The sequence below is a fragment of the Bradyrhizobium sp. SK17 genome, assembly GCF_002831585.1.
Taxonomy (GTDB): Bacteria; Pseudomonadota; Alphaproteobacteria; order Rhizobiales; family Xanthobacteraceae; genus Bradyrhizobium.
Genome location: NZ_CP025113.1, coordinates 3963838 through 3988456, shown reverse-complemented (window position 1 = coordinate 3988456; position 24619 = coordinate 3963838). Strand labels below are relative to the sequence as shown.

Annotated in this window: 22 protein-coding genes; 10 read left to right on the top strand and 12 right to left on the bottom strand. The window is 64.4% G+C overall.

The window, feature by feature from the left end; translation table 11 throughout:
* The first annotated feature begins 96 nt into the window (after nt 1–96).
* The 3 genes from phnA (at nt 97) to CWS35_RS39030 (ending at nt 3030) form a co-directional block, all read left to right on the top strand.
* The gene (gene phnA / locus CWS35_RS18315) at nt 97–1329 is read left to right on the top strand and encodes a phosphonoacetate hydrolase (protein WP_100952940.1); all 1233 of its coding nucleotides are present in this window, start codon (nt 97–99) and stop codon (nt 1327–1329) included.
* 30 nt (nt 1330–1359) lie between these two features.
* Complete coding sequence (locus CWS35_RS18310) at nt 1360–2661, top strand: MFS transporter (RefSeq protein ID WP_100952938.1); 1302 nt, start codon at nt 1360–1362, stop codon at nt 2659–2661.
* A 99-nt stretch (nt 2662–2760) separates the two neighbouring features.
* Nucleotides 2761–3030: a hypothetical protein gene (locus tag CWS35_RS39030; protein ID WP_157817180.1), complete on the top strand. Its 270-nt coding sequence runs from the start codon at nt 2761–2763 to the stop codon at nt 3028–3030.
* Nucleotides 3031–3134: 104 nt separating this feature from the next.
* On the opposite strand, the gene CWS35_RS18300 is transcribed toward CWS35_RS39030, so the two are convergent.
* Complete coding sequence (locus CWS35_RS18300) at nt 3135–3542, bottom strand: GFA family protein (protein WP_024579455.1); 408 nt, start codon at nt 3540–3542, stop codon at nt 3135–3137.
* A 229-nt stretch (nt 3543–3771) separates the two neighbouring features.
* Here CWS35_RS18300 and CWS35_RS18295 point away from each other — a divergent pair, with 229 nt between their 5' ends.
* From CWS35_RS18295 to CWS35_RS18280, 4 genes are all read left to right on the top strand, one after another.
* Entirely contained in the window at nt 3772–4722 is a 951-nt protein-coding gene (locus tag CWS35_RS18295; RefSeq protein ID WP_100952936.1) for a metallophosphoesterase, read from the top strand.
* Between the two features lie 25 nt (nt 4723–4747).
* Nucleotides 4748–5071, top strand: a complete 324-nt coding sequence (locus tag CWS35_RS18290; protein ID WP_024579453.1) for a cupredoxin family copper-binding protein — start codon at nt 4748–4750, stop codon at nt 5069–5071.
* Between the two features lie 94 nt (nt 5072–5165).
* Nucleotides 5166–5723 (top strand): sigma-70 family RNA polymerase sigma factor, encoded by a 558-nt coding sequence (locus CWS35_RS18285; protein ID WP_024579452.1) that lies wholly within the window; start codon nt 5166–5168, stop codon nt 5721–5723.
* Nucleotides 5720–6490: an anti-sigma factor gene (locus CWS35_RS18280; protein WP_100952934.1), complete on the top strand. Its 771-nt coding sequence runs from the start codon at nt 5720–5722 to the stop codon at nt 6488–6490. Before CWS35_RS18285 ends, CWS35_RS18280 begins: the two co-directional genes overlap by 4 nt.
* A 91-nt stretch (nt 6491–6581) precedes the next feature.
* Here CWS35_RS18280 and hpnO read toward each other — a convergent pair whose 3' ends face one another.
* Nucleotides 6582–7973, bottom strand: coding sequence for an aminobacteriohopanetriol synthase HpnO (gene hpnO, locus CWS35_RS18275; protein ID WP_100952932.1), 1392 nt, complete (start codon nt 7971–7973; stop codon nt 6582–6584).
* 102 nt (nt 7974–8075) lie between these two features.
* On the opposite strand from hpnO, the gene CWS35_RS18270 reads away from it, so the two are divergent.
* Nucleotides 8076–8741, top strand: coding sequence for a DUF2147 domain-containing protein (locus CWS35_RS18270; protein ID WP_100952930.1), 666 nt, complete (start codon nt 8076–8078; stop codon nt 8739–8741).
* Nucleotides 8742–8918: 177 nt separating this feature from the next.
* Here CWS35_RS18270 and CWS35_RS18265 read toward each other — a convergent pair whose 3' ends face one another.
* Complete coding sequence (locus CWS35_RS18265) at nt 8919–11534, bottom strand: MMPL family transporter (RefSeq protein WP_100952927.1); 2616 nt, start codon at nt 11532–11534, stop codon at nt 8919–8921.
* A 452-nt stretch (nt 11535–11986) separates the two neighbouring features.
* On the opposite strand from CWS35_RS18265, the gene ispH reads away from it, so the two are divergent.
* Both ispH and hpnH read left to right on the top strand, forming a co-directional pair.
* Complete coding sequence (gene ispH / locus CWS35_RS18260) at nt 11987–12913, top strand: 4-hydroxy-3-methylbut-2-enyl diphosphate reductase (RefSeq protein ID WP_024579447.1); 927 nt, start codon at nt 11987–11989, stop codon at nt 12911–12913.
* Nucleotides 12914–12958: 45 nt separating this feature from the next.
* Nucleotides 12959–14128 carry an adenosyl-hopene transferase HpnH gene (gene hpnH / locus CWS35_RS18255; protein ID WP_100952925.1) on the top strand — a complete coding sequence of 390 codons (1170 nt, stop codon included), beginning with the start codon at nt 12959–12961 and terminating at the stop codon, nt 14126–14128.
* A gap of 64 nt (nt 14129–14192) precedes the next feature.
* On the opposite strand, the gene CWS35_RS18250 is transcribed toward hpnH, so the two are convergent.
* The 9 genes from CWS35_RS18250 to hpnC all read right to left on the bottom strand — a co-directional run bounded on the left by CWS35_RS18250 (nt 14193) and on the right by hpnC (nt 24467).
* Nucleotides 14193–15092 (bottom strand): Rossmann-like and DUF2520 domain-containing protein, encoded by a 900-nt coding sequence (locus CWS35_RS18250; protein WP_100952923.1) that lies wholly within the window; start codon nt 15090–15092, stop codon nt 14193–14195.
* Nucleotides 15089–15931: a class II aldolase/adducin family protein gene (locus CWS35_RS18245; protein WP_100952921.1), complete on the bottom strand. Its 843-nt coding sequence runs from the start codon at nt 15929–15931 to the stop codon at nt 15089–15091. Before CWS35_RS18245 ends, CWS35_RS18250 begins: the two co-directional genes overlap by 4 nt.
* Before the next feature lies 1 nt (nt 15932).
* Nucleotides 15933–17633, bottom strand: coding sequence for an acyl-CoA dehydrogenase family protein (locus tag CWS35_RS18240; RefSeq protein ID WP_100952919.1), 1701 nt, complete (start codon nt 17631–17633; stop codon nt 15933–15935).
* Nucleotides 17630–18274 carry a TetR/AcrR family transcriptional regulator gene (locus CWS35_RS18235; RefSeq protein WP_100952917.1) on the bottom strand — a complete coding sequence of 215 codons (645 nt, stop codon included), beginning with the start codon at nt 18272–18274 and terminating at the stop codon, nt 17630–17632. The genes CWS35_RS18240 and CWS35_RS18235 overlap by 4 nt, the downstream gene beginning before the upstream one ends.
* A gap of 358 nt (nt 18275–18632) precedes the next feature.
* Nucleotides 18633–19391, bottom strand: coding sequence for a phosphorylase (locus CWS35_RS18230; protein WP_024579441.1), 759 nt, complete (start codon nt 19389–19391; stop codon nt 18633–18635).
* Nucleotides 19388–21349: a squalene--hopene cyclase gene (gene shc, locus CWS35_RS18225; RefSeq protein ID WP_100952915.1), complete on the bottom strand. Its 1962-nt coding sequence runs from the start codon at nt 21347–21349 to the stop codon at nt 19388–19390. The genes CWS35_RS18230 and shc overlap by 4 nt, the downstream gene beginning before the upstream one ends.
* A gap of 156 nt (nt 21350–21505) precedes the next feature.
* Nucleotides 21506–22756 carry a hydroxysqualene dehydroxylase HpnE gene (gene hpnE, locus CWS35_RS18220; protein ID WP_100952913.1) on the bottom strand — a complete coding sequence of 417 codons (1251 nt, stop codon included), beginning with the start codon at nt 22754–22756 and terminating at the stop codon, nt 21506–21508.
* Nucleotides 22756–23592: a presqualene diphosphate synthase HpnD gene (gene hpnD / locus CWS35_RS18215; RefSeq protein ID WP_100952911.1), complete on the bottom strand. Its 837-nt coding sequence runs from the start codon at nt 23590–23592 to the stop codon at nt 22756–22758. The genes hpnE and hpnD overlap by 1 nt, the downstream gene beginning before the upstream one ends.
* Nucleotides 23589–24467 carry a squalene synthase HpnC gene (gene hpnC / locus CWS35_RS18210; RefSeq protein WP_100952909.1) on the bottom strand — a complete coding sequence of 293 codons (879 nt, stop codon included), beginning with the start codon at nt 24465–24467 and terminating at the stop codon, nt 23589–23591. Before hpnC ends, hpnD begins: the two co-directional genes overlap by 4 nt.
* Nucleotides 24468–24619: the final 152 nt, after the last annotated feature.

The following is a 24619-nucleotide window of genomic DNA, read 5'->3' as shown; positions in this document are numbered from 1 at the left end:
TAAATTATTCAATTTTTATTCCAGGCGCCGCTTCCTAGGATCGCGCCGAAACCGCTTACCGGCCACCGCTCACCGACCTGGCCTCAAGGAGCCTCCATGATCGAAGTCAACGGGCGTCGCTACCGCAAGCCCACGCGCCCCACCGTCGTGATCTGCCTCGATGGATGCGACCCGCGCTATCTCAACTTCCCCAATGCGCGGCAAGTGTTCCCGAACATTTCGCGGATGATGCACAGCGGGTTCGCCACCCTCGCCGACGCGGCGATGCCGACCTTCACCAATCCCAACAACGTCTCGATCGTGACCGGCGCGCCGCCGGCGGTGCATGGCATCTCCGGAAACTATTATCTCGATCGCGAGACCGGCAAGGAGATCATGATCGTCGATGCGACGCCGATGCGGGCGACGACCATCCTCGCCGAGATGTCGCGCGCCGGCGTCCGCGTCGCCGCGGTGACCGCCAAGGACAAGCTGCGCAAGATGCTCGGCCACCGCATGGAGGGCGGCATCTGCTTCTCGTCGGAAAAGGCCGGAAGCGCGACCATCGCGGAGAACGGCATCGAGCATGTCGAGGCTCTGGTCGGGCGACAAACCCCCGACATGTACAGTCCCGATCTGTCGCTGTTCGTGCTCGACGCGGGCATCAAGCTGCTCGAGCAGAATCGCGCGGAGCTGCTTTATCTCTCGCTGTCCGATCTGGTTCAGCACGCGCACGGCCCGGGCGAGGCCGAGGCCGACGCCTTTCACCGCGCGGTCGACCAGAAGGTGGGCCGCATCGCCGAGCTCGGCGCCATCGTCGGGCTGATCGCCGATCACGGGATGAACGACAAGGCGAATGCCGACGGCACACCGCGCGTGGTGTTCCTCGAGGAGGAGCTGAATCAGCGCTTCGGCGCCAAGGCGGCACGCGTGATCTGCCCGATCACCGACCCGTTCGTGAAGCATCACGGCGCGCTCGGCTCCTTCGTTCGCGTCTATCTGCGCAAGGGGCTCGCCCTGGCCGAAGTGATGGAGACCGCGGCGAGCATCCCGGGAGTGGCGCTGGTCCTCGACGGGCCGAGCGCCGCGAGCCGCTACCAGATGCCGCTCGACCGCGAAGGCGATTTCGTCGCCATCGGCGACACTCACACCACGATCGGCTCGACGCGGGCCGAGCACGATCTCAGCGGGCTCGACGGGCATCGCCTCCGCTCCCATGGCGGGCTGGGCGAGCAGATCGTGCCGTTCATCCTGTCGCACCCGGTCAACGACAGCTACCGGAAGCTCGCTGAGACCAGGCGCATGCGCAACTTCGACATCTTCGAATTTGCGCTGAACGGCGCGCAATAAACCAAAACATAAAACACGGGAGGATACGCCATGCTCGAGACAGGGCAGGCCTTTGCACGGGCGTTCGCAACCGAGCCGGCTGCGACGCAGATGTATCGGCGCTACAAATGGACGGCGCTGCTCGGCGTCTCCTTTTGCTATCTCTTCTACTACCTCGGACGGCAGACCTTCGGCTTTGCCATCCCCGGCATCCAGAAGGAACTCGGGCTCTCCAAGGAGATGCTCGGATGGGTCAGCGCATCGATGCTGTGGGCCTATGCGCTGGGCCAGTCGATCAACGGCAACCTCGGCGACAAATGGGGCGGCCGCGTCATGATGCTCGCCGGGGCGGTGCTGTCGTTTGCCGCGAACTGGGCCACGAGCTTCGCCAACGGCTTCATCGTGCTGCTGCTGGCCTGGGGTCTCAACGGATATTTCCAGGCCATGGGCTTCGCACCGGGCAGCCGGCTGCTGTCGAACTGGTGGGGGCACCGGCATCGCGGCTTCGTCTATTCGTTCTATGTCGGCATGTCCGGCTTCTCGTCGGTGCTGGCCTACTTCGTCCCGATCGTCATTCTCGGCACGTTGGGGTTCGATTGGCGCTGGATCTTCCGCCTGTCGGTGTTCCTGATGCTGTTCGGCGCCATCGTCATGTTCCTCGTGGTGCGCGAGCGCCCCGAGGATCTCGGCCTGACAGGCCCGGCCGACGAGAAATCTCCGGAGGAAGCGGACGTCGACGGCGCGATCGACAGCACGACCAGCGGCGCGCGCTATCGCGCGGTGCTCTCGAACTGGCGGCTCTACGCGACGGGCCTGTCGATCGGCTTCCAGAATGCCGCACGATACGCCCTGCTGGTCTGGGTTCCCGTCCACTTCCTCGGGCCGAATTGGAAATCGACCGCAAGCGTGATCGATCCAGTCTGGATCACCGTCGCGCTGCCGGTCGGGATGGCGCTCGGCGCATCGACCAACAGCTGGATTTCCGACGTCCTGTTCAAGTCGCGGCGCTATCTCGCGATCATCTCCTACATGGTGCTCGCCGCGATCATCGCGCTGGCGATGGAGCTGGTGCCCCACGGCAGCCTGATCGGGATTGCCGGCCTGTTCCTGTGCGGCTTCTTCGTGTTCGGTCCGGCATCGTCATTCTGGGCGCTCTGTCCCGACATCTTCGGCCGTCGCCTGGCCGGAACCGCAACCGGCGTGCTGAATTTCATTTCCTACGCCTGCGCCGGGATCGGCGAGCCCCTGATCGGGCGCTTCATGGACCACACCGGCAACACCGCCATCATCTTTCCGATCGTCGCATGCCTGTGCGCGGCGAGCGCCGTCTCCGCACTTCTGATCAGACGATAGGTCGACGCGACGGCCAGCCAAAGGCCGGCAGTGGCGAAAAGAAAGCGCCGTCCCCTTACGGGGACGGCGGAAGCCACTCACGCAGTACTGGAACGTTTATTGGTGCTTGCCGTGGTGCTCGGCGTGATGCCGGCTCGCTTCGGTGTGGTGATGCTCGGCATGGCTGGCGTGACCATGGGCGCTGTGGGCGTGATGTGCCGCCTTCTCATGGTCGCCGGCGGCATGGTGCTTGGCGGCTTCGCGATGATGATGCGCCGCGTGCTCGTGATGCTCGGCTGCCTTGTGATGATGCTCAACGCCTGCGTGGTCGCTCATGATGATCTCCCGGTGTGGCGAATGAAGTCCGCCATCTCTAAGCAGAAGCGCTGACATTATGCTGACGGTTGCAAGACAGCTTTGTTGCGGCCGTTCATCTACGTTGCGCGGCATCGCCCTTGTGCGCGTCTCGTCGACGCAGCATCCATAGGCGCCAGTTATTCCGTCGGCGGAAAGCGATCGAACGACGGCAGCTCGTGCGCCGTTTCCATCCAGTGCAGCCGCTCCGCGACCTGGATATGCATCGTGGCCGGCACCGCGCCGGGATCGTCATAGGTGCCGCTTTGAATGTCGATGAACCCGGGCAACATATGGCCGTTGGCATAGAAAAGCCCGGTCCCGCAGCTCGCACAGAAGTGCCGCCGGCCATGCTCCGAGGATCGATAGATGCTGGGCTGCCCCTTGGTCACCTTGAGCGCATCGTCGGCGACCATGACCCAGCCGACCATTGGCGCGCCGGCATGGCGTCGGCAATCGGTGCAGTGACACAGCGCATGAACGACCGGTGTTCCAGTCACCTCGTAACGAATCTCGCCGCAGTGACAGCCACCGGTGACGCCAACCATGTTTTGCTCCAACCGATCAGGGGTTTGCCTGGTCGATAGCGTCGCGAGCCCGGTGCCTGCAATGGCGCATCTTGCCGTTGCGGCCACCGGTCGCGCGGTCGGCTTCCCATGGTTTTCACGAAATCGTCATCCCTGCCCTCACCCCTCTCCAAAGCCGCGGGAATAAACCCCCGGAGCCGCCGATCACCTCCCCCGGAAACCCAATCCCTGGGCCCACGGGAGACTTGTCATGAGCGGACACGATCACAATCACCACGATGAGGAGAAAGGCGTCAGCCGACGCAAGGTGCTGGAATGCATGACCTGGGCCGGCACCGGCGTGCTCTGGACCGTCACCGGCGGCGTGCCGCATTCGCTCGGCATCGTCGGCTCCGCCAAGGCTGCGGAAGCCACCGGCATGACCTTCATGCAGATCAGTGACAGCCATGTCGGCTTCGACAAGCCGGCCAACCCGAACGCCATCGGCACGCTGGAAGAGGCCATCAACAAGGTCCGCGCGATGCCGGTCAAGCCGTCCTTCATGATCCACACCGGCGATATCACGCATCTGTCCAAGGCGTCGGAGTTCGATGACGCCGATCGCATCATCTCGCAGGCCAAGCTCGACGTGCATTACGTGCCGGGCGAGCACGACTTCATCGACGAAGAGGTCAAGCTCTACAAGGAGCGCTATGGCAAGGGCACCAAGGGCCCGGGCTACTATTCGTTCGACGCCGGCGGGGTCCACTTCGTCGGCCTCGTCAACGTCGTCGACCTCAAGGGCGGCGGCCTCGGCAATATCGGCAACGAGCAGCTCGAATGGCTGGAGAACGACCTCAAGGGCCGCTCGAAGTCGACCCCGATCGTGCTGTTCGCCCACATCCCGCTGTGGACGGTCTATCCGCAATGGGGCTGGGGCACCGAGGACGGCGCCCGCGCGCTGGAATACGTCAAGGGCTTCGGCTCGGTCACCGTGCTCAACGGCCACATCCACCAGGTGATGCAGAAGGTCGAGGGCAACGTCACCTTCCACACCGCGCGGTCGACCGCCTTCCCGCAGCCGGCGCCGGGTGCGGCGCCCTCGCCCGGCCCGATGAAGGTCGAGGATGCCAAGCTGCGCAGCATGCTCGGCGTCGCCAGCATCAACTTCAAGCAGAACAGCCAGCCGCTGGCGATCATCGACACGCCGCTGCAGGGCTAGGGCAAAGGGCTAGAGGACGAGACCGATGAGCTCGATCAACCGACGCGACTTCGGCATCGCCGTGGTCGCAACCATGCTGCTGCCGGTCACGGCGGCCCGCGCCGAAGACGTCGCGGTCCATATCGACAACTTCTCGTTCGCGCCGAACCCGCTCGACGTGAAGGTCGGCACCACCGTGACCTGGACCAATCGCGACGACATCCCGCACACCGTGGTGTGCGCGGGCAAATTCCGCTCCAAGACCATGGATACCGACGGCACCTTCTCGTTCACCTTCACGGAGCCCGGCGAGTACAAGTATTTCTGCTCGCTGCATCCGCACATGACAGGCAGTATCAAGGTTGGGTAACGTGATCACCCATACAATCACAACCATGCCCGGCCGGTGGCCCACAGCCGCCGACCGGGCACAAGCCGTCTCTCGACATGCCGGGCAGGACACGATGGTTGTCAACGCGCCGCAAGACGATCCCGAAAAGGCGCGGCGCTTCCGCGAAGCCGCGCTGCCCTATCTCGATGACGCCTACACGCTGGCGCGCTATCTGCTGCGCGATGCCGCCGACGCCGAGGACGCGGTGCAGGAATGCTATCTGCGCGCCTACAAGCACTTCGACAGCTATCGGGGACCTGCGATGAAGCCGTGGCTGTTCGCGATCTTGCGCAATGTCTGCCGGGCCGAATTTGCGCGGCGCAAGACCGCGCCCACCGCGGTCGAGGAGCTGCCCGAAGGCGGCGACCAGGCCCCGATGTGGAATGAAGCCCCCGAGACGCCGGAAAAGCAGCTGCTGCGCCGCTTCGACGGCGACACCGTGCGCAAGCTGGTCGCGGCACTTGCCGAGCCGTTCCGCGAGACCTTCGTGCTCAGGGAAATCCAGAATCTATCATACCGCGAGATCGCCGATGTCGCCGCCGTGCCGGTCGGCACCGTGATGTCCCGCCTCGCGCGCGCCCGCGCCATGCTGCGATCGGCCTGGCTCGCGGAACAGGAGCAAGTGAAATGACCTGCGAGGAAGCCGAAGTGCTGATCCACGCGCTGATCGACGGCGAACTCGACGCCGGCCATGCACGCGAAGTGGAAGCCCATGTCGAAGGATGCGCGCATTGTGCCGCGCTGATGAAGGAGTATCAGGAGATCCGCCAGGCGATCGCCGAGAGCGACGTGCGCTACAAGGCGCCGCTCGAGCTGCGCCGCAAGATCGAGAAGGCGCTGCCGCAACCGCAGACGCAGGCGACCCCGAGCCGGCGCTCGGTGCTGCGCGGCTTTGCGATGGGCTCGGCGGTATCGGCGATGGCGGCGACCGGTCTGATCGCGATCGTGATGCGCAATGACGACGAGCAGCGCATCGAGAACGAGGTGGTGTCGGCGCATCTGCGCTCGCTGCAAGCCGGCCACCTGATCGACGTGGTCTCGACCGACCAGCATACGGTGAAGCCCTGGTTCAACGGCAAGCTCGACGTTTCGCCGCCGGTGATCGACCTCACCGCGCAAGGCTTTACGCTGATCGGCGGCCGGCTCGACTATGTCAACGCCCGCGAGATCGGCGCCGTGGTCTACAAGCGCCGCCAGCACGTCATCAACCTGTTCGTGGCGCAGACCGCGAATACCGAGCGCAAGCCCGCGAAGATCACGACCCTGCAAGGCTTCAATATCCGCAGCTGGAGCGACCGCGGCCTGAACTACTGGGCGGTCAGCGATATCGGCGCCGACGAGCTGAACGAGTTCGGCGACAAGTTCGAGACCGCGATGCGCGCGAACAAGGAGGGGTGATTTGTAGGGTGGATTAGCCGAAGGCGTAATCCACCGGGCCGATTACAAACAAATGGCGGGTTACGGCTTCGCCTAACCCGCCCTACCATTCTCAAGCCGACTTGCGCACCGCGTTGTCGACCAGCGTCTTGCCGAGCGACCAGATCGCGCCGGGGACCTTGTGGCTGCCGGCGATCACGTCGTCGAACGACTTCTCGATCCAGCTGCAATCCTCCTCGGTGATCGTCAACGGCGGCAGCAACTTGATGGTGTGCAGGCCGTGGCCGGCGACCTGGGTCAGGATCTTGTGATCCTTGAACAGCGGCACCGTGATCAGCTGGCAGAACAGGCCCTTGTTGGCGGTCTCCAGCAGGTTCCACGACGCCTTCAGCCGCAGCGATTTCGGCGGACCGAACTCGACGCCGATCATCAGGCCCTTGCCGCGGACCTCCTTCATCAGCTCATAGCCGGGCACCATGCGCGTCAGCGCCAGGCGGAGCTCGGCGCCGCGCTTGGCGGCGTTCTCGACCAGCCTCTCGGCCTTGATGACATCAAGCGTCGCGATCCCGGCGGCCATCGCCAGATCGTTCTTCGCGAAGGTCGAGCCGTGCACGACCGCGCGATCCATCTGGTTGAAGATCTTGTCGAAGATGTTCTTGCGCGTCAGCAGCGCACCGATCGGCACATGGCCGCCGGACAGCGCCTTCGCGAGCAGCACCATGTCGGGCTCGATGCCCCAATGCTCGATCGCGAGGAATTTTCCGGTGCGGCCGATGCCGGTCTGGATCTCGTCGGCGATGAACAGCGTGCCGTATTTGCGGCACAGCGCCAGCGCGCCGGGCAGGAACTCGTCGGTGGGCATGTTGACGCCCTTGCCCTGGATCGGCTCGACGATGAAGGCGCCGACCTGGCGCGACGACAGCGCCTTCTCGAGCGCCTCGAGATCGTTGAACGGAATCGGCGTGCAGCCCGGCAGCAGCGGCTCGAAGCCGCTGCGGAAATTCGTGTCGTCGGTCAGCGACAACGCGCCGTAGGACAGGCCGTGGAACGAATGCCCGCAATAAACGATGCCAGGACGGCCGGTGGCGCCGCGCGCGAACTTGATCGCGGCCTCGACGGTTTCGGCGCCGGAATTGGCGAAAAACACCTTGTCCAGGTATGGAACATGTTCCAGCAGGCGTTCCGCGAGCACACCCGCAAGCGTGGAGACGTCAAGCTGCACCAGATTCGGCAGATCGGCGTCGAGCACGCTCTTCAGCGCCTCGCGCAGGGCCGGATGATTGCGGCCAATCGCAAAAACGCCAAATCCGCTCAATAGGTCAAGGTAACGAGCCCCCTGACGATCGAAGAGGTATTGGCCTTGCCCCTTCTGGAAGCCGACGTCGTAGCCGATGGTCTTGAGAACGCGAACGAGCTGCTCGTTGAGGTGACGCGTGTGCATGGCACCACGCTGCCCCTCGCGCTCCACAAAAATCTCGGAAACGTCTAAATTGGAACTTACCATTCGTTACATACGTCGGTTGATGGCCATCTCGTCAACTTAAAACGCTCGATAGCGGCGTTTTGACCCCCGCTCGGATCGTCAAGTTAAGCACAGGTTTGGACCATGTTGCACTGCCCAAGAACATTCGCACGTACAATAGCCTTTTCAGGTTTATTTTTGGCCACCGTAGTATCACCGGCGCTTGCAGCGGACCCCACCGGCGACTGGAAGGTCGCGGACGGTGTCGCCACCATCCGTGTCGCCCAGTGCAATGGCAACATGTGGGGTGCGGTGTCCTGGGAAAAAACCCCCGGCGGCAAGGATAAGAACAATCCTGATCCGGCCAAGCAAAGCAGGCCCACCCTCGGCATGCCGATCCTGATCGACATGAAGAAGAAGGCCGGTGCCGATGCGTGGGAAGGTCAGGTCTACAACGCCAAAGACGGCCAGCTCTACAGCTCGACCATCAAGCCGGTCGGCACTGATCAGCTCGAGATCCAGGGTTGCGTGCTGGGCTTCCTGTGCGGCGGCGAGACCTGGACCCGCGTCGGTCCGCCGATCCCGATGAGCGTCGCCGGCAACCCGGCCGCGGCCGGCACGGCGCCAAAGGGAGCCGCGCCCAAATCGGCGCCGTCGCAGGCCCAAAAAACCACCGGCGCCGTCCCGCCCGCTGCCGCCATCAAGCCGGGTCAGAAGCAGGCGGCCAACGCGCCGGGCGCCGCCAATGCGTCGGTGGACACCATCGGTGATATCTGCCTGCTGCCGGATATCGCGCGACCGACGCATTAGAGCCTTTGCCGTTCCGATGGGATCGGAACGGGGCTCTAAGTTTCTCGCCTTGATGCGTTTTCTTCACGCGAACCGGTCTCCACTTCGCTCGAAAATGCTCTAGCGGGAGCCGGCCGGCCACTCCGGAGGCCGCTGCCCCCGGAGCCAAACCGAAATCGAAAGCGAATCGCCAGCGCGTCAGGTGACGTCGTTGGCGATATCCTCTTCCTTGATGGCCTCACGCGGCTTGCCCATCAGCGCCGGCTGGAACAGCAGCACCGCCGCGAGCGTGGTGACGAGCGAGAGCGCGAGCAGCTTGCCCATGCTCGCGGTGCCGGGATGGCTCGACAGCCACAGGCTGCCGAACGCGGTCGCCGTGGTCAGCGCACTGAAAAAGATCGCACGCGTCAGGCTTGACTGCAGCAGGTTCGTCCTGCCCTGGCGCCACGCCGTGACATAGTAGATCTTGAACGCCACGCCGACGCCGAGCAGCAGCGGCAACGCGACGATGTTGGCGAAGTTGAGCGGCAGCCTGATCAGCACGCAGATCTCCAGCGTGACGATGCCGGCCACCAGCAGCGGTACCAGCGTCATCAGCACGTCGACGATGCGGCGCAGCGTGAGCCACAACAGCAGGCTGATCGTGACCAGCGCCAGAATGCCGGCGTGGATGAACGCGTTGACGATGACATCGCCCGATTTCAGGATCGAGACCGGGCCGCCGATCGCGGTCGGCTCGGCGGCAAGCACGGCGTCGGCAAAGCGGCGCAGATTGTCGTTGTCGTTCGGGTCGCCCTTCGGCTCCGCCTCGACACGCATCAGGCCGTCCTTGGTCTTCCAGCTCGCGACCAGTTCCGGCGGCAGGTTCTGCAACGTGACGGTCTGCGCCTGCAACGTGTTCCTGAGCTGATTGAACACGATCTTCATCGGCGCAACGAAGACGTCCTGCGCCTTGTCGCGGGTCGCCTGGGTCGAATCGGCGAGCTTCTGCAGGGCATCGGCGAGCCTTCGCGCGGCAATCGCGCCCGGGCCCTTGTCGTCGCCTGCGGTCCTGCGCAAATTGTCGACCGAACTCTTCAACGACTCGACGTTCTCCTGATCCGACGGCGCCGGATCCACCGAGTCCGGGTTGAGCGCGGGGCCGAGCGTCTTGGCCGCCTGCGCGATCAGCTTCAGCTTGGCCGGCTGGTCGTCAGGCACGAAGCTGCCGAGCGACATCACGCGCGCGACTTCCGGCAGCTTCTCGAGCTTGGCCTCGATCTTCTTGGCGTCCTCTTCCGATCGCGTCATCACGTCGATGGCGTTGGCGCCGGTGTTCGGGTCCTTCCTCAGGTCGAGGAAGGTTGCGATCGATTCCGCATGCTTGTTGCGCAGATTGATCGGGTTGAAGTCGAACTTCATGTAGTGGAGCAGCGGCAGGCCCGCGACCGTGACCAGCAGCGTGCCGACAATGATCGGGACGCGATGCTTTTCGAGGAAGTGGTCGACCGGCGCAAGGAAGGCGTAGCCGACCGGCTCCTTCTCGCCGGGCGGATTGAGCAAATCGAGCAGCGCCGGCAGCACCGTGATGCTGGTGATGAACGCGATCAGCATGCCGGCACCGGCGATCTTGCCGAGCTCGGAAATGCCCTTGTAATCGGTCGGCAGGAAGCAAAGGAAGCCGGCGGCGGTCGCCATCGCGGCAAGCGACAGCGGCACGGCCGAGCGGCGCGCCGCGTTCTCCAGCGCCAGCGTCAGATTGTCGTTCTTGAACCGCTCGGATCGGTAGCGGACGCTGAACTGGATGCCGAAGTCGACGCCGAGGCCGATGAACAGCACCGCAAAGGCGATCGAGAGCAGGTTCAGCGAGCCGACCATCATCAGGCCAACCGCCGTGGTGAGGGCAAGCCCGATGAACAGGTTCACGAACACGGCGAAGATGATCTTGCCGGAATGCAGCGCGAGCCAGAGGATGATCAGCACGATCACCACGGTGCCGATGCCGTTGGCGATCGCGCCGTCCTGCACGGTGGCATATTCCTCGTTGGCGATCGGCACCGGCCCGGTCAGGCGCACGCGAGCGTGATACTCGGTCGGGAATTTCAGATCGACGGCGGCCTGCCGGATCGCATCGGTGGCAGACTTGCCCGGCTCCAGCGCCGAATAGTCGATGATCGGCTTGACCTCGATGAAGGCGCGCTTGTCCGAATCGGTCAGCGGCTTGTCACTCGTCAGCTCGCGCCAGGAGAAGGTTGCATCGCCCTTGGCCAGAACCGTCTCGACGGTCTCGGAAATCAGGTTGAACGGCTGCACGGCGTTGTCGAGCTTGACCTGACCGCGCTTGACGCCGGCGAGACCGGTCTCGAGCGCGCCGGTCAATCCGCGAATCGAGGGATCGCCCGCCATGATCTCGACCAGCGGCGCGGCCGATTCGAGCTGCGCCGTGATCTTGCCGACCTCTTCGGTCGGCAGGAACAGCAAACCGTTCCGCTCGAAGAACTCGCCGGAGCCGAGCGCGGTGATCGCCTCGAAGTTCTTCTTGTCAGCCTGCAGCTTCGCGGTGAGTGCCTTGGCCGCCGAACTTGCGAGCTCGGGTGTCGCCGCTTCGACCACGGCCAGGATCAGCCGCTCGCGGTCGAATGCCTCCTCGAACTGGTTATCGCGCTTGCGCCAATCCAGATCCGGCGAGATCAGCTTGTTGATGTCGGTGTTGATCGAGAAGTTGCGGGCCGTATAGAAGGCGGCCCCGATCGACAGCAGCACGGAGAAAATGACAACCGGAAGGGCAAAACGCGTACACGTCCTAACAACGGAGACGACAATATTTGTCAGCACTTCGTTTCTTTCTAATCTCGGGGAAGCATGGCCGAAAACGCCCGCTCTGTAGCGGAGTTCCCGGGACCGATCTAATGTTGTTTTGGTTATCTTCCTCGACGGGCTGGCGAGGAGGTTCCAAACGACAGGATACGGCCACGAACGCCGGTATAGACCGCATGAGTGGGCGATAAAGTGACGAACAAGTGAGGGGACTTAGGGTCGCAGGGCCCCTCGTGATATACTATATTACCTCAAACGTCTCTCCCCGCAAACCGTAGAGCCTTTCTAGGCGCTACCTTTTTGCCACAAAACCCTGTATTTCCATGCCCTTGGGGACGCGGATCACCTGCAGGACCTGGGATGGTGCGGACATTGCAACCGATGTTGCAAGGCCCGACCGGGCGAAGTGCGTTGCCGAACGGCGGCAGGACATTGAACGAGGCTGGTGCAATTTGCGTAACGGACGTCCTATGGAAGTTTTCCTTGCTCAGCCGCGCGGCTTTTGCGCGGGCGTTGTGCGCGCGATCGAAATCGTCGAACGCGCGCTCGCGAAGTATGGCCCGCCTGTCTATGTCCGCCATGAGATCGTACACAACAAATACGTGGTCGAGAGCCTGAAGAAGAAGGGCGCGATCTTCGTCGAGGATTTGTCGGAAGTGCCGGCCAAGGCCGTGACCGTGTTCAGCGCCCATGGCGTCGCGCGAAGCGTCGAGGAGGAGGCTGCGGCACGCGACCTGCCCGTGCTCAATGCCACCTGCCCGCTCGTCACCAAGGTCCACAATCAGGGCAAACGCTATATCTCGAAGGGCCGCGCCCTGATCCTGATCGGGCATGCCGGCCATCCCGAGGTCGAAGGAACCATGGGACAGGTTCCGGGGCCGGTTCTGCTGGTCCAGGGCGTCGAGGATGTGGCGGAATTGCGGCTGCCGGTCGACACCCCGGTCGCCTATATCACCCAGACCACGTTGTCTGTGGACGACACCAAGGACATAATCGCGGCGCTTCAGGCCAGATTTACAGATATTCAAGGCCCGGACATCAGGGATATCTGCTATGCGACACAGAACCGCCAATCTGCGGTAAGGGACCTGAGCAAGCTGGTGGACGTCATTTTGGTGGTGGGGGCCGCCAATAGTTCCAACTCGAACAGGCTTCGTGAAATCGGCACCGAGGTCGGTGTCGCGAGTTACCTGATTGCCGATGGGAGCGAACTCAACCCGGACTGGCTGAAGGATGCGAAGGCCGTCGGCATCACTGCGGGCGCGTCGGCGCCTGAAGTTCTGGTCGACGATGTGATCGAGGCTCTGCGGCGGATCGGACCGGTTTCGGTCTCGGTCGTGCCGGGCCGAGAAGAGAATATCGAATTCCGGCTGCCAGCCGAACTGACTGCGGGCTGATCTGAACCCACTTCCCTTTGATAAGTGCAGAAAGAAAATCGTCTAATGGCTATACCGTTCTTCAAGGAAATGCGTATCGGCGGTTATCTGATCAAGCAAAAACTGCTTGGCCGCAAACGCTATCCGCTCGTGCTGATGCTCGAACCGCTGTTCCGTTGCAACCTCGCCTGCGTCGGTTGCGGCAAGATCGATTATCCCGATGCGATCCTCAACCGCCGCATGAGCGCGCAGGAGTGCTGGGACGCGGCCGATGAGTGCGGCGCGCCGATGGTGGCGATCCCCGGCGGCGAGCCGCTGATCCACAAGGAGATCGGTGAGATCGTGCGCGGCCTCGTGGCGCGCAAGAAGTTCGTCTCGCTGTGTACCAATGCGCTGCTGCTCGAGAAGAAGCTCGATCTGTTCGAGCCGTCGCCCTATCTGTTCTTCTCGGTGCATCTCGACGGCCTGAAGGACCATCACGACAAGGCGGTTTCGCAGAAGGGCGTGTTCGATCGCGCCGTCTCTGCGATCAAGGCGGCCAAGGCCCGCGGCTTCACCGTCAACGTCAACGCCACCATCTTCGACGGCCACCCGGCCGAGGAGATCGCGAAGTTTCTCGACTTCACCACCGAGCTCGGCGTCGGCGTCTCGATGTCGCCCGGTTATGCCTATGAGCGTGCGCCCGACCAGGAGCACTTCCTCAACCGCACCAAGACCAAGAAGCTGTTCCGCGACGTCTTTGCGCTCGGCAAGGGCAAGAAGTGGAATTTCATGCATTCCGGACTCTTCTTGGACTTCCTCGCCGGCAACCAGGAATACGAGTGCACGCCGTGGGGCATGCCGGCGCGCAACATCTTCGGCTGGCAGAAGCCGTGCTATCTGCTCGGTGAAGGCTACGCCAAGACCTTCAAGGAGCTGATGGACACCACCGATTGGGAAACCTACGGCACCGGCAAGTACGAGAAGTGCGCCGACTGTATGGCCCATTGCGGCTACGAGCCGACCGCGGCGACCGCTGCGATCAACAATCCGCTGAAGGCGATGTGGGTCGCGCTGCGCGGCATCAAGACGACGGGCCCGATGGCGCCGGAGATCGACATGTCGAAGCAGCGGCCGGCCCAGTACATCTTCTCGCAGCAGGTGCAGAAGAAGCTTTCGGAGATCCGCCGCGACGAGGCGATCGCCGCCGAGCAGAAGAAGGCCGCGGCAGCCCAGAAGGCATCGACCGCCGCATAGGCCGCGCCGTCAGGACATCAAGGACAAGGGCCCGATCGCGATGCGACCGGGCCTTTTGTTTTCATTATGCCGGAACGCGGCTGTCAGCGGATCGCAGCAGCAATTTCTCGATCTCCGCTGCGCGCGGCGCGCTGAGCGTGCCGCGTTCGATCCCGAGCGGGACGTTACGCAGCGCCAGTTCGCGGTACAGCGCGCCCGAGGACGGAAAGCGGCCGTCCAATGCCGCGAGGTGCTTGACGATCGTGCCAACGTCGCCGCGCGCCACGCAGCCGCCCATGCCGTTGGCCAGTCCGCCGTCGAGCACGGCCGCGACCGTGCCTCGCAACAGCGGCATCATGGCACGCAGCGCATCGGCTTCGCTGGCGCCAAAACTCTTCCAGAGTTCGACGCCCTCCTTGAGCAGCGCGATCAGGAACGGGCCGACGTAATAGGCCGAGGCATGGTAGAGCGCCCGCACGCCGGCCGGCAGCGCCAGCGGCTCGCATCCGATGCTGGCCGCAAGCCGTTCCAGATCGCGGCGGAAGTCGGGCTCGGCCTCGATGCCGACGGTGCAGCCGCGCAATCCCTCCAGCGCGACGTCGGGATTTGCGAACATCTGCATCGGATGAAATCCGCCGGTCGCCGCACCTGCGGATTTCGCGTGATCCAGCGCGGCCAGCTCGGTCGCGCCGCTGCAATGGACCACGCGATGCCGCGGCTCCCAGCGCAAGGCACGGCAGACCGGCAGGATCGCGTCGTCACTGACCGTGAGGAAAACCATGTCGCAGCCGTCGACGACCTGCTGCGCATCCGCCATCGGCCGTGCCGACGGCACGCGGGAGCCGAGTTGCGCCGCGGCGTCGGGACCGCGGTTGTAAAAGGCCGCGACATTTAGGCCCGCACGGGTGAACGCGGGCGCGAGCGTCTGCGCCACGCGACCGGCCCCGATGAAGCCGATCCGCAACGCCGCGAGCGACGGGCTCATTGCGCATAGCTCCCGTCGATGCGGTCGAGCCTGCGCCGCAGCGCCGGCCATTCCAGCAGGCCGTAACCGGCTTGCAGATTTTGCGCCGCCTCATTCAGCACCGGATTGGTATCGCGCTCATTGTCGAGCGTGATCTCGGTGCCGGCAAAGCAGGTTACCGTGTTGTCGATCGCGAGTTCGGTCGGCGCGTGCAGCGGCCGGCCGCAGCCGAGCGCATCGACCTGGATCCGGCACGCCTGCTCGAGCCAGTAGATCGCGTTGAACGCCTGCGGGATCGTGTTGCCGCAGACCAGCAGGCCATGATTGCGCAACACCAGCACGTTGTTGCGGCCGAGATCGGCGACCACGCGATCGCATTCGTCGCGATCGATCGCCGGCCCTTCGAAGTCGTGATAGCCGATCCGGCCGTGAAACCGCATCGCGGTTTGCGACAGCGGCAGCAGCCCTTCGGCAAGCGTGCTGACCGCGGTGCCCGCCCTGGTATGGGTATGCAGAACGCACTTCACGTCGGGGCGCGCGCGATGGATCGGGGCGTGCAGGTAAAATCCGGCGACGTTGACATTGTAGCCATGGTCGGGCTGCAGCAAGGTGCGGCCCTCGATATCGATCTTGACGAGGCTCGACGCGGTGATTTCCTCGTACAGCATGCCATAGGGATTGATCAGATACTGGTCGTCATGCCCCGGCACCTGCGCGCTGATATGATTGTAGATCAGGTCGGTCATTCCATAGAGCGCGACCAGGCGATAGCACGCGGCGAGGTCGATCCGGGTTGCCCATTCCACTTCGCCCACCGCGGCCCTGATATCGCCGACCGCACAAACTTCGCTCTGACGCATGTTACTGGAGCCCCTGCTGACGGATGACGGATGCGCGTTCGACGATGCCGGCAAGTTCCGCCGACGACGGCAGCGTGCCGAAGACGTGCATCCCGTCCGCGCCGAACCGGGATCGCACGAACAGGTCGGCAGCCGCGGCATCGCCGTGCCGCAACATCTCGGCCGCCTGCAAGGCATGCGCCATACGGGTGACCAGCGCCCGTGCATGCCCGTCGTCCGGATATCGCGCGTGCAGCCGATCGGCGAGATCGTCGACGCTCTTGTCGTAGATCGGGTTGAGGCTCCTGCTCGCGCGCAGTTCGTCGACGAACGCGTCGCGGCATTCTGCATCGCGCTGCATCGCCCGCAGCACGTCCATGCACATCATGTTGGAGGTGCCTTCCCAGATCGAATTCAGCGGCGCCTCACGATAGAGCCGCGCCATCGCGTTCTCCATGATGAAGCCATTGCCGCCGTGCACCTGCAGGCACTCATAGGTGAAGGCCGGCGCACGCTGGCAATTCCAGAACTTCACCACCGGCGTCGCGACCCGCGCCAGCAGCCGCTCGTGCTCGCTGGTCTGCAAGCCGTCGGTCGCACGCGCGACGCGAAATGCGCCAAGCATCGCCGCCTCGCTCTCCAGCGCGAGGTCGGCAAGCACGTTGCGCTGCATCGGTAGCTCCGACATCGGCCTGCCGAACGCGGTCCGGGTTTGCGCGTGATTGATGGCAAGGCTCAACGCCTGACGCATCAGCCCGGCGGAGCCGACCGCGAAATCGAGCCGCGTCAAATGCGCATGCGAGAGGATCTCAGCGATGCCGCGGCCTTCTTCGCCGACCAGAATCGACCACGTGTCGTGATACTCGATCTCGCTCGAGGCGTTCGAACGGTTGCCGCATTTGTCCTTCAATCGCTGAATGTGAATGCGGTTGGCGCTGCCGTCCGGCAGCAGGCGCGGCACGAACAGGCAACTGACGCCGGACGGCGTGCGCGCCAGCGTGTAGAATCCGTCGGCGACCGGTACCGAGAAGAACCATTTGTGGCCGGTGATCGCATAGATCTCGCCATGCGCACCACGCTCGACGAAGCGCGCGGTGGTCTGGGTCTCGCGGAGGTCCGAGCCGCCCTGCTTCTCGGTCATCGCGTAGCCGATGACGGCCGCGCGCTTGGCATCGATCGGAAGCCGGCGCGGATCGTAATCCGCCGCCAGCGTGCGCTCCCGCCACAGATTGAATTGCGGCTTGCCGGCAAATCCGGCGATGGCGGCGTACGCCATCCCGGTCGGGCAACCGACGCCGTTCTCGATCTGATTCCAGAGATAGCTCAGCGCCGCGCGGGCCAGATGGCCATACGGCTCGCGCGTCGACCAGGCCAGGCTATGGACCTCGCTCTGGAACGCCAGCGTCATCAATTGATGCCAGGCCGGATGAAATTCCACCCAATCGTTCCGGTTGCCGTAGCGGTCATGGGTCATGAGCTTCGGCTCATGCTCGTTGGCAAGCCGCGCGGCATCCTGCACGGCCTCGTTGCCGGCATGGGCGCCGAGCGCGGAAAGCCGGTCTCTCGCCCACGGCGCCATCCTTGCGATCAGGCCGCTCAGCGCGCGGTCGTCATCGAACGCGTTGAAGCCGGCGGCTGGCCGCGCCTGATTGCAGACCTGATGGGTCGCGAACGCACCGGCGTGCGGACCCGCGACGGCAACCGGCTGGATGCGCGCGTTCATGCGGAGACTCTCGATACAGGGGTCAATTCGGGCGTGGGATGGCGAAACAGCATGCGCGCGGACAATCCGGCGATCGCTTGCGCGATCGCTCTCGCCGCATCGGAATCGGGGGCCGCTTCGGGCGCCAGAGGACCAACCAGCGCTTCCATGAAGGCGCCGGTCACGCAGGATGCCGCGACATTGGCGTCGATCTCGACGAACTCGCCGCTGGCGATGCCGCGCCGGACCAGGCCTGCGATCTGATCGGCCAGCGCTGCCCGGTATTTGAGGCGCGCCGCGTCGATCTCGGGTTCACAGGGTTCTGCGATCAGCGCGTAGGCCAGACGGCGGCCACGCATCGCCCGGACCGCGAAGGTGTAGATCGCGTCCACCAGGCACTGCGACGCGGAACCCTCCGCCGCGACGATCGCGGCCACCACGGCGACCTCGCGCTCGGACACCAGTCCGAGCACCTGCGCGTACAGGTCCGCCTTGGAGTCGAAGTAGCGATACACGCTGCCCGTGGCCACGCCAGCCCGTGAGGCGATCAGGGCGATCTGGGCATCCTTCCACCCACTGAGCGCCACGGCCTCCCTGGCAGCGTCCAGAATGCGCGCCTTGGTCTCGACCAGCTGATTGAGCCGAACTGCAGCGATTGCCATAGTGAACCGTTATTCATGAATTCAGGATCATAATTCACAATGGTCCGAACGCCGATCGCTGTCAAGTTCCCTCGCGGGACACCCGATTCCCTCGGGGATACCCGAGGCCACAAGACGGCAGTGCGGATCACCAGCAACGGGCTTACCGAGAGAGCAGCAACGCTGCCGGCGGGGCGGCCGGAACAGCGACGCGCGCCCCCTCACCGTCCCCTGGCAGCGATGCTGAGCCGGCGAAGCGCTTGCTCATGACACCGCACCGGACGGCATCCATCAGGCACCAAAGACAAAGGCCCGATCGCGATGCGACCGGGCCTTTGTCGTCCGAACTTGACGGTGCGAGAAACCGCGCTTCTGCGGATCAGGCCGCCTTCGCGGTAATCAGAACGTCGTCCACCGGCATCAGCACCTCGTTGCCGAGCAGGAAGCCGCGGCAGCTGCGCAGCGAGCGCAGCGCGCGGTTGAAGTCGATGCCGGTCGAGACCAGCGCGCGCAGCGTGCGCGGATTGCGCACGATGCCGCGCAGCACCTTGCGCAGGTCGATGTCGCCATTCGGCTTCACCGCGGACTTCGCAAGCTCCGGCAGGGCCCGGTGCGCGGGATCGCTGATCACACGCAGCGCGGCGAACGGAATGCCTGCCTTGGCGGCATACGCTGCCGCAATATGGCTCTCCATGTCGACTGCGGCAGCGCCCGTCATCGAGCGCAACGCGGCCTTGCAAGCCTTCGCCGCGATCACCTCTTCGACGCCAGCAAGCCCACCGCGGACGATCCTGCGGCGTTTCAGCGCAGCGCTGGCGATCATCTCTTCGTTCAGCGCGGATGCAGCCAGGAAACGGGTATCGCCGGACATCACTTCGGTCGCGACCACGACGTCGCCCGATTTGAGCGACGGGTCGAGCCCGCCGGCCACGCCGAACGAGATCACGCCGCGGAACGTGGTCGGATCCAGCGTCGCCAGCAATGCACGCAGTTGTTGCGGATCGCTCGAGCTGCAGATCACGATCATGCCGGGACCTGCCGCGATGCGGGCCTCCTGCACCAATCCAGTCACAATCAATACCGGCCGAGGATCAATTCTCCTGTCCACGGTTCCGGCGGCCCCCGCCTCAACAATCACATCCCAACCCCTACCACCCTGCTATTGGTGCTTCTCAAATTCCGATACCGCGCCAGCGCCCAGAGCGGAAAGAACTTCGAGTAGCCATGATATCGCAAGTAAAATACCCGCGGAAACCCCGTAGCTGTGTATCGCTGCTCGTCCCAGAGTCCTTTTTCCGTCTGTGTTGCCTTTAGGTACTCCACCCCTCGCACAACGGCCGGATTTTCGACCTCTCCGGCCGCCATCAGCCCAAGCAAAGCCCATGCCGTTTGCGACGAGGTCGACGGCGCAACTTCATAACCCTTGTAATCGAGCCGGTAACTGACTGCGTCCTCACCCCAGCCGCCGTCCTGATTCTGGACCGACGCCAGCCATTCTACCGCTTTCCGGATCATCGGGTCGTTGCGATCGATCCCTGCGACATTTAGCGCACAGAGCACCGACCAGGTGCCGTAGATGTAATTCAGGCCCCAGCGACCGTACCAGGAACCCTCGGGCAGCTGGGTGCGACGCAGATAGGCAATGCCGTCGGCCATCACCTTGCTGCTCTCGGCGGTCTCGCCGAGTTGTCCCAGCATCGAGATGCAGCGCGCGGTGACGTCCTCGGTCGGCGGATCGAGCAAAGCGCCGTGATCGGAGAACGGGATATTGTTGAGGTAGTATTCGAGGTTGTTGGCGTCGAACGCGGCCCAGCCGCCATCGCGGCTCTGCAGCCCCTCGATCCATTCACGGCCGCGCGCGATCGCCTCATCATATTCGCGGGTGCCAGTGTGGCGCCGCACGCGATCCATCGCCATCACGACCACCGCCGTGTCGTCGAGATCGGGATAGTGGTCATTGTTGTATTGGAACGCCCAGCCGCCGGGACGAACATCCGGCGCCTTGACCGCCCAATCGCCCTTCAGCTCCAGCACCTGGCGCGGCTTCAGCCAATCGAGGCCCTGCTTGGCCTTGGCGAACGTGTCGTCGCCGCCCGCCTCCTGCAGCGCGTGACAGGTCAACGCAGTGTCCCACACCGGCGAGACGCAAGGCTGGCAATAGGCCTCCTCGTCGCCGATCACGAGCAGCTTGTCGATGCCGCGGCGGGTAATGGCGCGCGGCGGGAAATTCTCATCCTTGCCGAGCGCTTCGTACATCATGACGATGTTGGCCATCGGCGGATAGATCGCGCCCATGCCGTCTTCGCCGTTCAACCGCTCCTCGGTGAAGGCGAGCGCGGCATCGATCGCGCGCTGGCGCAGGCGGTTCGGGAACATCGGCTCGACCACGCGCAGCACGGCGTCGAGCGAGCGGAACAGATAGAACCAGCTCGCGCTCTGATGCGGCGCCTTCGGCGCCATGCGAACCGATTTCGGATCCTCCAGGAACAACTCGTCGATGCCGATGCCCTTCGGGTTCTTCGCGCGCGGCTTCAGCGCGGCGAGCACCATCAGCGGCACCATGGTGGTGCGCGCCCAATACGAGATCTTGTTGATGTGGAACGGCGACCACATCGGCAGCAGCATGATCTCGATCGGCAGCACCGGCGTTGCGCGCCAGGTCACGACGCCATAGAGCGCGAGCAGGAAGCGCGTGAACACATTGCAGGTCGACGCGCCGCCGCGCGAACGGATCGCCTCGCGTGCCCGCACCATGTGCGGCGCATCGACGGAATCGCCGATCATCTTCAGCGCGAAGTACGACTTCACGCTGGCGCTCATGTCGAACGGGCCGTCATGGACCAGTGGCCAGCCGCCGTGCGAGCCCTGGACGCGGCGCAGATAGCTGGCGATCTTGGCCTCGAGCGCGGCATCGACGGGCTCGGCGAGATAGTGACGCAGCAGGACGTACTCGGCCGGAATGGTGCTGTCGGCCTCGAGCTCGAACACCCAATGTCCGTCGGACTGACGGTAGCCGAGCAGCGCCTCGGTTGCCTTGGAGATGCTGTTCTCCAGCGCGACCGGATCGACTGCGACGCCGTGATCTCTCGAAAGCATTTCGCTCGATATCCTCTTCATTGCGGGCCGGCTGATCGAAAGCCGCGGCCGCTCCGGAGCACGATCCGATTGAATCGGACGCGCTCTTCCGTTTTCCCGGCCGCAATTTCCTTGCGCGAGCCGGTAACCACTTCGCTCGAAATCAATCGGCCGGATCTAGCGCCTGGCCAGAACCAGATCGGCGGCACGATCGCCCGACCGGACCGATCCCTCGATGGTTGCCGGCAACCCGGTAGCAGTCCAGTCGCCGGCAAGAAACAGGTTTTTTTGCCCCGTCGCGGGCCCCGGGCGCAGGGCATTCTGCTCCGGCGTCGCTTCGAACGTGGCACGCCGCTCGCGCACGATCTGCCAGGGCGGCAGGTCGCCGGAAATGCCCGATGCCTTGCAGATGTCCCGCCAGATCGCCTGCGCGAGCTCCTCGCGCGGCATATCGACCAGCCGGTCGCCATTGCTGATCGTCACCGACAGCCGCTGCGGGAAGGCGAACAGCCACTCCACGAGGCCGCCGACCACGCCGAGAATGGGCACGGCGTCGCGCGGCGGATCGACGCGGAAATGCGCGTTGACGATGGCGCGGAATTTGGTCGGCGTTTTCACGCCGGGCAGCAGGGATGAAGCGGCACGCGGCGGCACCGCAAGCACCACGGCATCGTCGGCCCCGAGCGCGATCTTGTCGCCACCGCCGAAGTCGAGCTCGCTGACGCGATCGCCGGACATGCCGAACGCCCGCAATTCGTGACTGAACTGGACGCTGTGGCCCCTGTCCTGCAGCAGCTTCACGGCCGGCTCGATCAGGACCGAACTCAGGCCGTCGCGCGCGATCAGCGGACGGCAGGCCTGCCCGCCCGCGAGCAAGGTCTCGCGCACGATGGCGCCGGCGAGCCCGGCCGAGCCCTCCGGCGGATCGACGTTCAACGCGGCGAGCAGCAGCGGCTGCACCAGGCGGTCGTACAGCGTGCCCTTGCAGGGAATGGTGTTGCCGACCAGCGCTCCGGTGCCGGCCCAGGCCAGCGGCGCCAAGGCGAGATAGTCGCGCAAGCTCGTGTCCGGGACGCGGCGCGCCTCGTCGAACACCCACAGCGGCAAGCGGGAGTCGCCGAGATCGAGCTGCCAGCGCTGGCCGGTGGCCAGATCGACGAACGGAAACTGCGCGCGCGCGGGCCCCACCAGGCCGGCTTCGGTGCCGATCGCGCGCGCGTAGTTCAGCGCGTGGCGGTTGCCGGACAGCAGCAGATGGTTGCCATTGTCGATGGTGAGATTGGTGGCGGCGTCGAAATAGGAGCGGCAACGGCCACCAGCCTGTTGCGTCGCCTCGTGGACGGCGGCCTTATAGCCGCCATTGGCGAGCCGCACCGCCGCTGAGAGGCCGGAAATACCGGCACCGATGATATGAACGGTGTTTTGCATCAGATGATCGCGTAACGAAGAAGAATGCGGATCTTGGCCGCCTTGGACACACGCACCGGCGCACGCGGGGCAGCGAAACCGCGCGCGATCAACAGATCGAGGATCGCGCGATAGTATTTCGACATGATGCGCGGCGCGCGCACCGCGCGGCGCGAATTGCGCTTCATGATCTCGTCGGACTTCTGGAAATGCATCTTGGCCCGCTCGGCGAGCGGCGCGCACACCTTCGGCAGCGCGCGGTCGGCCGTGACCCGGGCCGGATCGTCATTGGTGATGCCGGCGTGCCAGAGCCATTCCCGCGGCAGATAGAGGCGGCCGAGACCGGCGTCCTCGTCGATGTCGCGCAGGATGTTGGTGAGCTGTAGTGCACGGCCGAGGTGATGAGCGAGCTGGATGCCGTCGTCCTCGGGCAGGCCGAACACGCGCACCGACAATCGGCCCACCGCGCTCGCGACGCGATCGCAGTAGAGGTCGAGCGTCGCAAGGTCCGGCGCCCGGATGTCCTGCGGCACGTCCATCTCCATGCCGTCGACGATCGCGAGGAAATCCTCGCGCTTCAGGCCGAAGGTCTTCACCGACGCGACATAGTCTTTCAACCGATCCGGCGGATGCCCGGCATAGAGCGCATCGATATCGTCGCGCCACTGCTGCAGCGCGGCCAGCCGCTCCGGCCGCGGGCCGTCGGAATCGGCGATGTCGTCGACCTGGCGACAGAAGCTGTAGATCTGGAACATCGCCTCGCGCTGCGCGCGCGGCAGGATGCGCATCGCTGCATAGAACGAGCTGCCCGACGCGGTGCTGTCGTAATTTGCGTTGGCCGCCGCCTCGACACTCATGCACCTGCCGCCGTCTTGGATACCGCACGCCGTCCGGTCGCGCGCTGCGCGGTCTCGCCGGCGACGCCGCCGAGGCTTTGCAGCAGCAGCTCGACCTTGCTCAAATGCACACGCTCGCTGAGCGGATCGCGCACCTTCAGCATGTTGACGATCTTGTCGGCGAACGCCTGGATCACGGAAATTTCGAGGCCCAGCCTGAAGTCCTTCACCTCGGCGGCGAGCGACTTGCTCTGCACGAGCAGCGTCTCGGTGCGCACCGCGAGCGCTTGCAGGCACTTCAGCAGCGCCGGCTGCGACTTCGCCTCGCCGAGCATCTCGACCGTCGCACCCGCCGCGGCCAGCGCATCGCGCGGCAGGTAGACGCGGTTCAGGTTTCGGTAGTCCTTGCCGCAATCCTGCAAATGATTGTTGATCTGCAAGGCGGCACAGAGCGCATCCGACGCCGCCCAGGTCGAGGTATCCTCGCCGTGCACGTCGAGCATGAACCGCCCGACCGGCATCGCCGAGTAACGGCAATAGTCGATCACGTCGTCCCAGTTTTCATAGCGCAGCTTGGTGACGTCGAGGCGGAACGCCACCAGCACGTCGAGCGCGTGCCGCGGCGGCATGCCGCGCTCGGCGAAGGCGCGGCGCAGATTGACCGCCTCCTTCTGGCTGTCGCCATTGCCGAGCAGCTCGGCCTCCATGAGGTCGAGATAACGCAGCTTCTCCTGAGCCGACAGCGTGGCGTGATCGGCGATATCGTCGGCGGTGCGGACGAAATTATAGAACGCCAGGATCAGGGCACGATGCCGCGGATGAATGATCCACGACGCGACCGGAAAGTTCTCGTCGCGGTGGGTCTTTCCGGATCGCAGGTCGCTCGCGGTGGTCATGGGAAATTGGGGCTACACTGGTCATGGCACGACGCAGGCGCGGATGGCTCAGGCGCATGCGGGGATTTGCGAGCCCCATATAGGGGAATACGCCACCAAAACCAATGCTATCTGTAACCGCCAGCATAGCCGGCCCGTGGCCGGCACGAATG